The sequence below is a fragment of the Nonomuraea indica genome, assembly GCF_002850745.1.
Lineage (GTDB): Bacteria > Actinomycetota > Actinomycetes > Streptosporangiales > Streptosporangiaceae > Nonomuraea > Nonomuraea indica.
Genome location: NZ_KZ559477.1, coordinates 166,709 through 181,424 on the forward strand (window position 1 = coordinate 166,709; position 14,716 = coordinate 181,424).

The 14,716-nt window shown below is 73.6% G+C and carries 2 protein-coding genes; both read right to left on the reverse strand.

Annotation, left to right across the window (positions count from 1 at the left end; translation table 11 throughout):
* Positions 1 to 76: 76 nt before the first annotated feature.
* Positions 77 to 9,778, reverse strand: coding sequence for a hybrid non-ribosomal peptide synthetase/type I polyketide synthase (locus tag CXR44_RS27775; protein ID WP_101789075.1), 9,702 nt, complete (start codon positions 9,776 to 9,778; stop codon positions 77 to 79).
* A complete protein-coding gene (locus CXR44_RS27780) occupies positions 9,775 to 14,490 on the reverse strand; it encodes a non-ribosomal peptide synthetase (protein WP_101789076.1) in 4,716 nt (1,571 codons plus the stop codon). The genes CXR44_RS27775 and CXR44_RS27780 overlap by 4 nt, the downstream gene beginning before the upstream one ends.
* Positions 14,491 to 14,716 lie beyond the last annotated feature (226 nt).

The following is a 14,716-nucleotide window of genomic DNA, read 5'->3' on the forward strand; positions in this document are numbered from 1 at the left end:
TCCCTGCTGGGAACACGAGCCGAACCCCGCAGCCACGGAGCATTACCCCTACAATCTGTTCCGGGGAGAACGCGGGTCAGCCGACGAGCTGCCGGTCGGCCTGCTGCTGGATCTCGTCCTTGTCGGTGATGACCACCGCGTCCGGGATCGCGTCGGGCAGGTCGTCCTCCAGGTTGCGGACCGGCCGGTAGCGGAAGGCCGCCAGGCCGATCAGCACCGTCACCGCGCCCGCCACGAGGGTGAGCAGGCCGATGCCCCGGCCCTGGGCGGCTCCCGCGATGGGGTTGAAGACGTGCTCGACCAGCGGCCCGGCCAGCAGGAAGCCGACCGGGACCATGGCCCAGCTGAGCATCAGGTTGGTGGCGATGACCCGGCCCTGCAGGTCGAGCCCGACCTTCTGCTGCACGATCGAGAACCAGTGCGCGTTCAGCAGCGCGGTGAGCAGCCCGACGAGGAACAGCCCGATCGCGGGCAGCGCCGGGTGCGGCGCGATCCCGATGATCGCGAAGGCGACGCCCAGGGCCATGAAGCAGCCGAGGATGCCGTGCGTACGGCGCGCCAGGCCGCCCGTCACCGTCATGACGACGCTGCCCACCACGAGCCCGACGCCGCTCATCGAGAGCGCCAGCCCCAGGCCGCGGGCGTCGGTGAGGCTGAGCAGCAGCGGCGTGGCCAGGACCTCGACCATGGCGAACGGGAAGTTCAGGAACGAGGTGAACAGGATGATCGCCAGCAGGCCGTGCCTGCGGGAGATGTAGCGCCAGCCGCCGGTCACCTCCTGCCAGAACGGCTCCTCCCGCTTCTTGAACAGCGCGTCCGGGAAGCGGACCGCCAGGGTCACCGTGACCGCGAAGGCGAAGGTGCACAGGTCGATCACGACGATGCCGCGCATTCCGATCACGGCCACGAGCGCGCCGCCCAGCAGCGGCGCCAGGACGGTCCCCGCCGCCTGTCCGAGCTGGGCCAGGCCGTTGGCTCTGCCGTAATACCGTTTCGGTACGAGCTGGGCCACGGCCGCCATGTAGGCGGGCTGGTGGAAGGCCGTCGAGACGGCGCCGACGGCGACGATGACGTAGACGTGCCAGAGCTGGAGGCCGCCCGTCCAGAGCAGAGCGGCCAGCACGATGGAGCCGCAGCCCGCCGCCGAGTCCGCGACGATCATGACGAGCCTGCGGTCCACCCGGTCGGCCACCGCTCCGGCGATGGGCGCCAGCACGACGGCGGGCAGCAGGGCCATGACCGACACGATGGAGAACATCGTGATCGACTGCGTCTGCTGGTAGACCCACAGGCCCAGGCCGAACGTGGTCAGTCCGGTGCCCATCAGCGACACGAGCTGGCCGAGGGCGACCAGGAAGAACGTCCTCAGGCTGGGCTGCCGCCGCTCCGTCCGCGGCGGGACCGTCGCGGACGGGGTGAGCGCGGGCGGGGTGATCGCGGCCGGGGCGGTCGCGACGGGGGCGGTCGCGGCCGGGGCGGCGACGGGATCGGTGCCGGCACCACCGGCGTCGGCACCGGTGAGGATCTCTGCCAGTTCGGTGGCCTGGTGCTTCTGGAAGTAGTGGCCCGCCCTGGGGATCACCTCCAGCGACACCGAGTCGGAGAAGGCCTCCCACTCGCGGTAGCGCTCCTCGTACAGTTCGGTCGCGCGGTCGTTCTCGCCGACCACGCACACGAGCGGCACCGACAGCTTCTCGATGGGCTTGTCGTACAGCTCGGTGTAGTAGTCCTCGCCCTCCTGGGTGTCGTGAAGGAAGACGCCCATGATGAAGTCGCGCTCGCCGGGCTCCAGCGCCTCGGTGAAGAAGCCCATGGCCCGCAGGAACTCCAGCGCCTGCCGCTTGGAGGTCCACCGCTCCATCGGAAAGACCCTGCGCATCCAGGCGAACGCCTTGCCGGGCAGGCGGGGGGCCGGGAAGTGCCCGCCGATGACGACCTTGACCAGGTCGACGCCCTCCTCCTCCAGCCGGCGCGCCAGCAGGGTGGTGAGCGCGCCGCCCATGCAGTGGCCGTACAGCGCGACGGGCCCGTCGACCCTGTCCTTGATCTCCTTGACGCAGCCCTCGACGAGCTCGCGGAAGGGCAGGACGGGCTCGCCGGGGTTGCCGGTGTCGTGGCCCGGCGGCTCCAGCGCGAGCATGGTGACGTGCTCGGGCATGGCCGCGGCCAGCTGCTGGTACGTGATCGCCCCGGCCCCCGCGAACGGCACGCAGACCAGCGTCAGCGAGGCCGCGGGACGCGGGGGCGTCAGCTCGTGCAGCAGGCCGCCGCCCTGCGACGACGACCCGTCGAGCGCGGCGAACGCGCGGACCGTGGGGTGCTTGAACAGGTCCAGCACGGTCGCCTGGATCCCGGAGTCCCGCACGGCCCGCACGGCCTTGAACGAGTCACCGCCGAGCGCGAAGAAGTCGTCGTCGATCCCGATCCCCTGCACGCCCAGGATCGCCGACCACAGCTCGACCAGCCTGGCCTCGGCCGGCGTCCGCGGCGCCGCGCCCTCGGCCCGCGCCTGGCCCACCGGCTCGGGCAGCGCCTTGCGGTCCACCTTGCCGTTCGGGGTGAGCGGCAGGGTGTCCAGCGGCACGAACGCCGACGGGATCATGTAGTCGGGCAGCTTGCGCCGCAGGTACTCCCGCCAGTCGTGCTCGTCGCCGGTGTCGGTGACCAGGTAGGCGGCGATGCTCTTGTCCTCGTCCGAGCCGCGCACCACCACGGCCGCCTCGCGGACCGCGGGATGCGCCAGCAGGAGCGACTCGATCTCGCCCAGTTCGATGCGGTAGCCGCGGACCTTCACCTGACCGTCGGCCCGGCCGAGGAACTCGATCGAGCCGTCGGCCCGGCGGCGGGCCAGGTCACCGGTGCGGTACAGCCTGGCGCCGTCCCGCCAGGTGACGAAGCGCTCCGCGGTCAGCTCCGGCCGGCCGAGGTAGTCGCGGGCCAGGCCGTCCCCGCCGATGTACAGCTCGCCGACCACGCCGGTGGGGACCAGGTTCATCGCCGTGTCGAGCAGGTGGATGCGCGTGTTGGCGATCGGGTGGCCGATCGTGATGGGCCCGTCGGTCACCCGGGTGAGGGTGGACCAGATCGTGGTCTCGGTCGGCCCGTACATGTTCCACAGCTCGGCGACCCGTCCGCGCAGGTCGGTGGCGAGGTCGGCGGGAAGCGCCTCGCCGCCGCACAGCGCCTTCAGGCCCGGCTTGCCCTCCCAGCCGGCCGACAGCAGCAGCCGCCAGGTCGCCGGGGTGGCCTGCATGACCGTCGCGTCGTCCAGCAGGGCGGCCAGCCGCACCGGGTCGTAGGCCGCCTCCCGGCCGGCGATCACCACGTGGCCGCCGACCGTGAGCGGGAGGAACAGCTCCAGCACCGAGATGTCGAAGGCGAACGTCGTGACGGCCAGGAGCGTGTCGTCGCCGGTCAGGCCGGGCTCGCGGCTCATCGAGGTGAGGAAGTTGACCACTGAGGAGTGCTGGACGCGCACGCCCTTGGGCCGCCCGGTGGAGCCGGAGGTGTACAGGACGTAGCAGAGGTTGTCCCGCGTGGCCGACCCGGGCAGCCGTCCCGGGCTCTCCTCGCCGAAGCCGTCGTCCGTGAGGATGAGCTCCCCCCGGAAACCGGTGTAGCGGCCGGCCAGCTCACGCTCCGTGACCAGCACGCCGATGCCGGAGTGGCCGATGATGTAGTCCTGCCGGTCCTGCGGGTACATCGGGTCGAGCGGCACGTACGCGCCCCCCGCCTTCAGCACGCCGAGCAGGGTGACCAGCATCGTGGCCGACCGTTCCAGCGCGACGCCCACCAGCGTCTCCGGGCCGACCCCGGCCGCCCGCAGGCGCCGGGCCACCCGGTCGGACCGCTCGTCCAGCTCCCGGTACGTCATCGAGACGCCCTCGAACGTCACGGCCACGGCGTCCGGCGTACGGTCGGCCTGGGCTTCCACCAGCTCGTGGACGCACAGGTCGGGCACCTCGACGTCCTGGCTGTCGAGTTGCTCGGCCAGTTCCTCGCCGGTGAGCAGCCCCAGGTCGGAGATCGGGGCGGTGGGGGTCGCGACGATGCCGGAGAGCAGGGTCTCGTAGTGCCGCAGCAGCCGCCGGGCGGTGCCGGCGTCGTAGAGCGCGGTGTTGTACTCCAGCCGGCACAGCAGCTCGTCGCCCTGCTCGTAGACGTAGAGCACCAGGTCCACCTGGGCGGTGCCGGTCTCCACGGCCAGCTCCTCCACGGCCAGCCCGGCCATGTCGAGGTCGCTCTTGGGCAGGTTGAGCAGGTTGAACAGCACCTGGAAGAGCGGGTTGCGCGACAGGTCCCGTGGCGGGTTCAGCTCCTCCACGAGCCGCTCGAAGGTCACGTCCTGGTGGGCGTACGCGCCGAGCGCGTACTCGCGCACCTGCGCCAGGAGCTCCGTGTACGGCAGGCCGCCGTCCACGGTGGCCCGCATGACCAGGGTGTTGATGAAGCAGCCCGCGATGTCCTCGAACTCGGGGCGGGTGCGCCCGGCCACGGGGGAGCCGACGCAGATGTCCTCCTGGCCGCTGTAGCGGTACAGCAGCGCGTGGAGCGCGGCCAGCAGGGTCATGTAGAGCGTGGCGCCGCGCTGCTGGCTCAGCCGCCGCAGGTCTCCGGCCAGTTCCGCCGGCAGGGCGTGGGTGGCGACGGCCCCTTCGAAGGTCTGCATCGGCGGCCGGGGCCGGTCCGTGGGCAGGTCGAGGCTGTGCGGGACGCCGCGCAGCCGCTCCGCCCAGAAGCCGAGGTCGGCCGTCTGCTCGCGCTGCCAGCGGGCGTAGTCGCGGTACCTGACCGCCGGTTCGGGCAGCGTCCGGCCGTTGTACAGCGCGGCCAGCTCGGTGCGCAGCAGGGTGATCGTCCAGCCGTCCACGACGATGTGGTGGAAGGCGAGCGACAGGACGTGATGGTCGGGGGCGAGCCGCAGCAGCCGGGCCCGGAACAGCGGGCCGCGCGCCAGGTCGAACGGCCGGGCCGCCTCCTCGCTCAGCGCCCGCTCGGCGTCGTCGCAGTCGTCGAGCGGCAGCGGCACCTCCCCTGCGGGCAGCACCACCTGCTCCGGCTCGCCGTCCGGGGCGCGGAAGACGGTCCGCAGCGACTCGTGCCGCCGCGCCAGCTCGCGCACGGCGTCGTGCAGCCGCGCCACGTCCAGCTCTCCCCGCAGGTCCAGCGCCGTGGCCACGACGTAGGCGGCCGAGCCGTGGACCTGGTCGATGAACCACATGCGCCGCTGGACGAACGAGACGGGCGCGGGTCCGGGGTCCTCGACCACCGGGATCACCTCGCGGGCCGGAGCCGGGGCGACGGCCGGGACGATCTCGGGAACGGGGGCCGCCGCGGCGACGGCCGGCACCCCCTCGCGCGTGCTCGCCGCCGCGGCGACGAGCGCCCGCTGGCCGCCCAGCGTGGGACTGTCGAAGATCGCCTCGATGGGCAGGCCGAGACGGGAGGCGAGCTGGGTGGCCACGAGGGAGTCGCCGCCCAGCTCGAAGAAGTCGGCCTGCGGGCCGGCCGGCGCGATGCCGAGCACGTCGTGCCAGGCCGCGGCGACCGGGTCGGCCTCCCGCTCCGCCGGCGCGGCGCCGGGCGGCGCCGTCGCGAGCGGGGGCTCCGCCGTCGCGGCGGTGACCTCGAAGCGCCGGGCGCGCGGCTCCACCCAGTACCGCCGCCGGTCGAAGGGGTACGTGGGCAGCGGCACCCGCCTGCCCGGCGGCGCGAACGCCGCCCAGTCGACGTCGGCGCCGTTCACCCACAGCCGCCCGGCGCCTTCCAGCAGCGCGGCCTGCCCGCTGTCCGGCTCGGTGAACGGGGCGATCGCCGCCTGGCCGCCCTGGCGGCGCACCAGGGTGGCCAGCGTGCGGCCCGGCCCGGCCTCCACCATCGCGGCGTCGGCCTCGACCAGCGCGCGGGCGCAGTCGGCGAAGCGCACGGTCTCCCGCAGGTGGCGCACCCAGTACGCGGGGTCCTTGGTCTCGGCGCCGGACGCCCAGTCGCCCGTGACGTTGGACAGGTACGGCAGGTCGGGAGTGCCGAGCCGGACCGCGGTGACCTCGTCGGCGAACGCGTCGAGCACGGGGTCGAGCATGGCGGAGTGGAAGGCGTGCGAGGTGCGCAGCGCTCGGCAGGCGACACCCTGCCGGGTCAGTCGCCGCTCAAGATCGGCGACGGCCCGCTCCGGACCGGCCACGACGCACGTCTCGGGGGTGTTGACCGCCGCCAGGGAGAGGTCCTCGCCGAGCAGCCCGGCCACCTCGGTCTCGGGCAGCGGAACGGCCAGCATCGAGCCGGGCGGCAGGCTCTGCACCAGCCGCCCGCGCGCCGCGACCAGGCGCAGGGCGTCCTCCAGGGTGAACACCCCGGCCAGGCACGCGGCGACGTACTCGCCGATGCTGTGACCGGCCATCATCGCCGGGCGGACGCCGCGCGCCATGAGCGTGCGGGCGAGCGCGTACTCGGTGACGAACAGCGCGGGCTGGGTCAGGCGGGTCTGGTCGAGGTCGCCGGCCTCGCCGTACAGGACCTGGCGCAGGTCGAGGCCGAGGTGCGGCTCCAGGACGGCGGAGCAGGTGTCGACCGTGGCGCGGAAGACGTTTTCCGACCGGTACAGGCCGGCGCCCATTCCGCGGCGCTGCGCGCCCTGGCCGGGGAAGAGGAAGGCCACCTCGCGGCGGTGCGACGCGCCGGTGATGAGCTCGGCCTCCTGCGCCGAGCGGTGGTCCTCGGCGACGAGGACGCCGCGGTGGCGCAGCCGGCGGCGGCCGTGCCGCAGGGTGGCGGCGACGTCGCCCAGGTCGGTGTCCGGGTGCGCGCGCAGGTGGGCGCGCAGCCGGGTGGCCGACTCGGCGAGCGCCGCCTCACCGGCGGCCGACAGGACGAGCAGGTGGGGGCCGGCCGCGGGCGCGGCGGAGGGCGGCGCGGGCGGCGCCTCCTCCAGCACGACGTGGGCGTTGGTGCCGCCCATGCCGAAGGCGCTGACGCCCGCCCGGCGCGGCCTGTCGCCCCGCGGCCATTCGGCGCCGGCGGTGGGCACGTGGAACGGGCTGAAGTCGATGCGCGGGTTGGGCGTCGCGAAGTTGACCGTGGGCGGCAGCGTGCGGTGCTTGAGCGCCATCACGGTCTTGATCAGCCCGGCCATTCCGGCGGCGGCGTCGGCGTGGCCGATGTTGGACTTGACCGAGCCCAGCGCGATCGGCCGGTCCCCGGTGAAGACCTGGGAGAGCGCCGCGACCTCGATGGGGTCGCCGAGTGCGGTGCCCGTGCCGTGCGCCTCGATGTAGTCGATCGTGCCGGGCTCGACGCCGGCCGAGGCCAGCGCGGCGGTGATGACCTCCGCCTGCCCGTCCACGGCCGGCGCGGTGTAGCCGACCTTGCGGGTGCCGTCGTTGTTGACCGCGGAGCCGCGCACGACGGCGTGGACGGTGTCGCCGGCGGCGAGCGCGTCCTCCAGCCGCTTCAGCACGACGACGCCGACGCCGCTCGCGCCGATCGTGCCCTGGGCCTCGGCGTCGAAGGGCCGGCAGTGGCCGTCCGGCGAGCCGATGCCGCCGCTCTGGTAGAGGTAGCCGCGGCGGGTCCAGGCGTTGACCCGCACCGCTCCGGCCAGCGCGACGTCGCAGTCGCCGGCGATCAGGCTCTGCCTGGCCAGGTGGAGGGCGACCAGCGAGGTCGAGCAGGCGGTGTTGACGCTGACGCTGGGGCCGCGCAGGTCGAGCTTGTAGGAGGTCCGGGTGGGCAGCGAGTCCTTGTCGTTGCCGAGCATGACCTGGTACCCGCCCACCGCCCTGAGCACGTCGGGCGCGGCCAGCAGGTTCTCGATGTAGTAGGTGCTCATCGCCGAGCCGGCGAAGACGCCGATCCGTCCCGTGACGCGCTCGGGGTCGCAGGCCGCGTCCTCCAGCGCCTCCCAGGCGGTCTCCAGGAACAGGCGTTGCTGCGGGTCGAGGATCTCGGCCTCGCGCGGGGTGAACGCGAACAGCTCGGCGTCGAACAGGTCGATGCCGTCGAGCACGGTTCCCGACCGGACGTAGGCGGGGTCGGCCAGCAGGCCGGGGTCCTCGCCGTCGGCCAGCAGCTCCTCGTCGGTGAAGTCCTGGACGGCCTCGACGCCGTCGCGGATCGCCGCCCAGAACTCCTCCGGACCGGTGGCGCCGGGGAAGCGGCAGGCCATGCCGACGATGGCGAGCGCTCCGGAGGCGGGCGCGCCGGCCGCCGTGACCGCCTCAGACGCCGGGGCGTCGGGGCTGAGGAAGGCCGTCAGCGAGGCGACGGTCGGGTACCTGAACAGGTCGGTGACCGTGAGGTCGAACCGCTTGCGCAGGCGCTCGTGCACCTGCAGCACCAGCAGTGAGTGGCCGCCGACCTCGAAGAAGTTGTCCTCCGGGCCGAAGGAGGCGGTGCCCAGCGCCTCGCGCCAGGCCCGGGTGACGAGCCGGGCCACCTCGTGGCGCGGAGTGCCCGCGGCCGTCCCCGCGGCCGTCCCCGCGGCGGTAGCTCCGGCCGTCGCCAGGGCGGGCTCGTCCCCGTCCACGGCACTGGTCAGCACCTGCTCCAGGTCGGCCACCAGGCCGCGGATCGTCCCCGCGTGGAACAGGTCCGTGTTGTACTCCACGAGCCCGTCCAGCGTCTCGCGGACGCCCACGGTGAGGTCGAACTTGGCCGTGCGCTCGGGGATCTCCACGGGGGTGACCGTCAGGCCGGTCAGCTCCAGCTCGGCCGTGGCCTCGGGGAGCATGTTGAACATCGTCTGGAAGACCGGGCTGCGGTCCAGGCGGCGCTCGGGGTTGAGCTCCTCCACCAGCCGCTCGAAGGGCATGCCCTGGTGGTCGTGGGCGTCGAGCACCGCGTCCCTGACCCGTTCGACCACCTCGGCGAACGACGGCTCGCCCGACAAGTCGGCCCTGACGGCCAGGGTGTTGGTGAAGAACCCGATCAGGCCCTCGAACTCGACCTGGTCGCGGTTGGCGATGGGCGTGCCGACCACCAGGTCGCGCTGACCGGAGCGCCGGGAGAGCACCACCAGGTAGGCCGCGAGGAGCACCATGTACGGCGTCGCGCCCAGGCGCCGGCAGTACGCCCTGAACTCCTCGCGCGGGAGGTCGAGCGTGAAGGGCAGCTCGGCCCCCGCGTACGTCTGGACGGCCGGCCGGGGCAGGTCCGCCGGCAGCTCGCTGACAGGCGGCGCGCCCGCCAGCGCCTCGCGCCAGTAGGCGAGATCGGCGCTGTGGTCCTTCTCCCGCTGCCCGATCGCGTAGTCGGGGTACTGCCGGGGCAGCGGCGGCAGCTCACGGCCGTCGTAGAGCGCGCTCAGCTCCCGACGCAGCACGTCCAGCGACCAGGCGTCGGCGACGATGTGGTGCAGGGTGAGGTGCAGGACGTGCCGCTCGGGGCCCTCGCGCAGCAGGTGGGCGCGGATGAGCGGGCCGGTGGTCAGGTCCATCGGCGTGGCGTCCTCGACGTCCGCCAGCTCGACGGTGAGCGAGTCGGCCACGATCTGGTACGGGCCGTCCTCGTCCATGGCGAACGTGGTGCGCAGGCTCTCGTGCCTGGCCACCAGGGCGTTCAGCGCGCGGTGCAGCGCCTCCCGGTCGAGGGGACCCTCGACGCGGAAGGCGAGCGGGATCAGGTAGTGGGCGGCGCCCGGCGCCATCCTGTCGAGGTACCAGGCGCGAAGCTGGGTGAACGACAAGGGCAGCCGGTCGGGCCTGGACCGGGCGGTCGCGGCCTGCAGCTTCTTCCTGCGTAACGCTTCCAGGAGCTGGCGCTGCTGGTCTGACAGACTCATTGGGGACCTTCCATCGACCGCAGCAGGGCTTCGGCCTCGTCGTCCGAATACGTCGCGACCATGAGATAGAGCTCGGCAGCCGCCTCCACGTCGGGCGACGTGAGGTGCGCGGCGAGCTCGGCGACGGTCGGGTGGGAGAACAGTGTGCGGAGCGGGACCCGCACCTCCAGCGCCTCCCGCAGCCGGGAGGCGATCCTGGTGGCGTTGAGCGAGTGGCCGCCCAGCTCGAAGAGGTTGTCGTGCCGTCCGACCCGGCCGCCGAGCACCTCCTGCCAGACGGCCGCGACGACCTGCTCCAGCGGGGTGACGGGGGCGGTGAAGGCGCGCACCCCCTGGCCGGGGTCCGGCAGGGCGTGCCGGTCCACCTTGCCCGACGGGTTGACGGGCAGGGACTCCAGCGGGACGAACGTGCTCGGCACCATGTACTCGGGCAGCCGCTCGGCCAGGTAGGGGCGCAGCCCGGTGGTGTCGTCGGCGACCACGTACGCCACCAGCCGGTCCTCACGCGCCATGACGAACGCCTCGCGCACGGCGGGGTGCCCGGCCAGCACCGCGGCGATCTCGCCGGGCTCGACCCGGTAGCCGCGGATCTTGACCTGGTCGTCCGCGCGGCCCAGGAACTGGATGTCCCCGGCCTCGTCGCGGCGGGCGAGGTCACCGGTCCGGTACAGCCGGCGCCCGTCGCGCCAGGTGATGAACCGCTCCTCGGTCAGCTCGGGCTGGCCGTGGTAGCCGCGGGCCAGGCAGGCGCCGCCGAGATGCAGCTCACCGGGTACGCCGTCGGGCGTCTCATGGCCCAGGCGGTCGAGGATCAGCGCCTGGACGCCCGTGATCGGCTTGCCGATGGGCGGCAGCCGCGGCCAGTCCCCGGGCGGGCCGGTGAGCGTGTGGGCGATGTCGATGATCGCGCCCTCGGTCGGCCCGTACTGGTTGTGCAGCCTCATCCACGGCCTGATGAACCGTTCGAGCTGCGGGGTCACCTGGAGCTGCTCGCCCGCGGTGATCACCTCGCGCAGCGTGGCGGGCGGCTCGATCCCCGCGCCGGCCAGCGACTGCAGGGCCACGAACGGCAGGAAGATCCGCTCCACCCGGTGGCGGGCGATGTGGCCGAGCAGGGCGGCCGGGTCGCGCCGCACCTCGTCGCTCACCATGACGAGCGTCCCGCCGTACGCCCAGGTGCTGAAGATCTCCTGCACCGAGACGTCGAAGCCGAGCGCGGTGAACTGCAGGCTCCGGTAGGAGCCGCTGTGCCAGGCCATGAGGTTGGCGACCGGGCGGTGCGGCATCGCCACGCCCTTGGGCCGGCCGGTCGAGCCCGAGGTGAACAGGATGTAGGCCAGGTCGTCCGGGGTGGCTCCGCCGTCCGGCCGGTGGTCCGGCCGGCCGTCGAGGTCCGTGTCGACATGGACGGGCCGCTCGTGCGGCAGGCCGCCGGCCAGCGCCCGGTGCGTCACCAGGACCGGGGTGTCCACCCGGCCGAGCACCTGGGTGAGGCGTCCCTCGGGGTAGGAGGGGTCGAGCGGCACGTAGGCGCCGCCCGACTTGAGGATGCCGAGCAGGGCGACGGGCAGGTCGAGCGAGCGGCGCACGTGCAGGGCGACCGGCACCTCCGGGCCCACGCCCAGCTCGCGCAGCAGGTGGGCCAGCTGGTTGGCGCGCCGGTCGAGCTCGGCGTAGGTGAGGGCGGCGCCCTCGAACTCGACGGCGACCGCGTCGGGCGTCCGGTCGGCCTGCTGCTCGAAGAGCCCGTGCAGGGTCTGGCCGGGGCCGCGGCCGGCGGGGCCGTGGTCGCGGGCGAGCAGCGCGGAGACCGGCGCGGCCGGGTCGGCCGCCACCTGCTCCAGGACGCGCACGTAGTGGGCCAGCAGGCGCTCGGCGGTGGCGCGCTCGAACAGGTCGGAGGCGTACTCCAGGCTCAGCTCGCGCCCTTCGGCGTACAGCACCAGGTCGGCCTTCGCGCCGCCGTTCTCGACCTCCTCCAGCATCCGGAAGGTCACCCCGCCGGCGCGTCGCGCGGCCGGGGGCTCCTGCATCGCGAACATCACGTCGAACGGCGGCCGGCCGTCCGGGCAGAGCTCCCGCACGATCTCCTCGAGCGGCACGTCCGTGGGCGTGGCCAGGACGCTCTCGCGCACGTGCGCCAGCAGGCGCTCGAAGGACGGGTCGCCCTCCAAGGCGGTCCTGATCGGCAGCGTCTCCACGAAGAACCCGATCGCGGAGTCCGCGCCCGGCGCCTCCCGGCCGGAGAACGGCACGCCGGTGACGATGTCGTCCCGGCCGCTGTAGCGGTGCAGGAGGGCCTGGAAGGCCGCGAACACCACCATGAAGGGGCTCGCCTGGGCGCGCCTGCCCAGCGACTCCAGCTCGGTCAGCAGCCCGTCCGGCAGCGTGGCCCGCACCCGGCCGCCGCGCCGTGCCGGGCCGGACGGCCCCGGGCCGTCGGCGGGCAGCCCCAGCCGCTCGGGCGGCGACTCCAGGAGCTTCCTCCAGTACGGCAGGCCGTCGGCGCCCGGCGCCCGGCGGTACGTCCCGGCCGGCGCGGGCAGGCTCTCGCCCGCGTACAGCCGCGCCAGCTCGTCGAGGAGGACCCCGGCGGACCAGCCGTCGAAGGCGATGTGGTGGACGCTGAGCAGCAGCCGGTGGCGGTCGTCGGCCAGCCGGAGCAGCAGCGCCCGCAGCACGGGCCCCTCGCGCAGGTCGAAGGGGTCACGGGCGGCGTGCTTGGCCAGCGCGACCGCGCCGCGCGGGGTGGCGTCCATGACCTTCAGCGGCACGGTCACCGCCGGCTCCACCACGGGCACCGGCTCGCCGTCGCGCTCCTCGTAGCGGGTGCGCAGCGGCGCGTGCCGGCGGACGATCTCGTTGATCGCGCTCTCCAGGCGCGCGGTGTCGAGCGGGCCGTCCAGGGCGTACAGGATGGGCACGTTGTACTGCGCGCCGGGCGCCATCTGGTCGATGAACCAGAGCCGGCGCTGCGCCGGCGTGAGCCCGCCCTTGTCCGGGGCCGCCGCGGCGGTCTCCGGCAGGTCGTCGACGGCGCGGGCGAGCGCGGCGACCGTGGGGTGCTCGAAGAGCATCCGCGGCTCGACCGGCTTGCCCAGCCTCTCGCCGGCGCGGGCGGCGATGCGCATGGCCAGCAGCGACTGGCCGCCCAGGGCCAGGAAGTCGTCGTCCGCGCCGATCGGCCCGGCGTCGAGGACGTCCTGCCAGATGCCGGCGAGCAGCGTCTCGGTGGGGGTGCCGGGCGGTGTGGCCGAGCGGTGCTCGCGGACCGGGCCGGGAAGCGCGGCGCGGTCCACCTTGCCGTTGCCGGTCAGCGGGAGCTCGTCCAGGAACACCCAGGCTGTGGGGATCATGTAGTCGGGCAGGAGCCGGCGGAGGTGGACGCGCATCTCCTGCTCGGTCGCCGTGCCCACGACGTAGGCGACCAGGTCGCGGCCGCGGACGGCGGTCGTGACGGCCCGCACCCCCGGGTGGCGGCCGAGCACGGTCTCGATCTCGCCGAGCTCGACGCGGTTGCCGCGGATCTTGACCTGGTCGTCGAGCCGTCCCAGGAACTCGATCTCGCCCGTCCGGTCGCGGCGGGCGAGGTCGCCGGTGCGGTAGAGGAGCCGGCCGTCCCGGTCGCGGACGAAGCGCTCGGCCGTCAGGTCCGGCAGGTCGAGGTAGCCGAGGCCGACGCACACCCCGCCGAGGTGGATCTCGCCCTCCTCGACGGGCCGCATGTCCTCGTCCAGGAGGTGGACGGTGACGCCGGGCAGGGGAGTGCCGAGCGCGGGCGGGCGGCTCCGGTCGTCGCCGGGCGGCACCTCGCCGGCGATCGCGTTGACGGCGCACTCGGCCGGACCGTACAGGTTGACCAGCCTGAAGGGCAGCCCGGGGCGCGGGTAGGTGGTGAGCCTGTCGCCTCCGGTGCTCAGCGTCCTCAGCCTGGTCTCCTCGGGCCAGGACAGGCCGAGCAGGCCCTCGGCGATGGGGGTGGGCGCGTAGCAGGTGGTCAGCTCCTGCTCGACGATCCAGTCGCGCAGCGCGGGCAGCGAGAGCCTGGTGCGCTCGTCCGGGATGACCATCGTGGTGCCCGCGGTCAGGTACATCCAGATCTCCCAGACCGACGGGTCGAAGTTGGGGCTGGTGAGCAGCGGGGCACGGCCGCCCAGCCCGAAGGTCTCGTGCGACCACCTGATCAGGTTGTCCAGCGCGCGGTGGGGCACGAGCACGCCCTTGGGGGTGCCGGTCGAGCCGGAGGTGTGCACGACGTAGGCGAGGTCGTCGGGCCCGACGTCGGGAAGGGGCGAGGCGTCGGGAAGGGGCGAGGCGTCGGCCGCGGTGAGCGCGTCGATCACGGGGATGCCGTCGGGGGCCAGGGATCGCCACTCGGGCGCCGTGACCACGGCCGCGGCTCCGGCCAGCATGGCCCGGATGCGCTCCGCCGGGGTGGCGGGGTCGATGGGCGCGAAGGCGAGGCCCGCCTTCATCGCGCCGAGCTGCCCCGCCACCAGCCGGATGGAACGATCCGCGAGCACGGCGACCCAGGGCTGCCCGGTGGTCGCGCAAGGACGCAACCGAACGGCGATGCCGTTCGCGAGACGGTCCAGCTCACTGTAAGTGAAGTGATCTTGACCGGCCGAAATGGCGATCCTGTCTGGGGTCTCGCTCAGCCGGTCCAGGTAAAGCCGCAGCACAGATGCTAAAGATGGGGCATCTGACGTCATTGTCACGCCTGCCGATTGTTGAGTTTTTTGTGCCGTTTTCGGCACGCCGCGGATCAGAATGATTGATCACCAGATCCGTGTCAACCCTGTCGCGACCCCGCCGCGGGCCTCCGCAAGCGGGCCTCCGGACCGTCACCATCGAGATCCAAGGGCGGCCGTCCCCGAGCGCATCGACGAGGGGCGCGGCAGCGCGTGTGACGCGCCCGCGCACGGCCCCTCGGCTCGG

Coding starts and splice junctions, on each gene's coding strand:
- CXR44_RS27775 (WP_101789075.1), bottom strand. CDS start 9,778: ATGAGTCTGTCAGACCAGCAGCGCCAGCTCCTGGAAGCGTTACGCAGG.
- CXR44_RS27780 (WP_101789076.1), bottom strand. CDS start 14,490: ATGACGTCAGATGCCCCATCTTTAGCATCTGTGCTGCGGCTTTACCTG.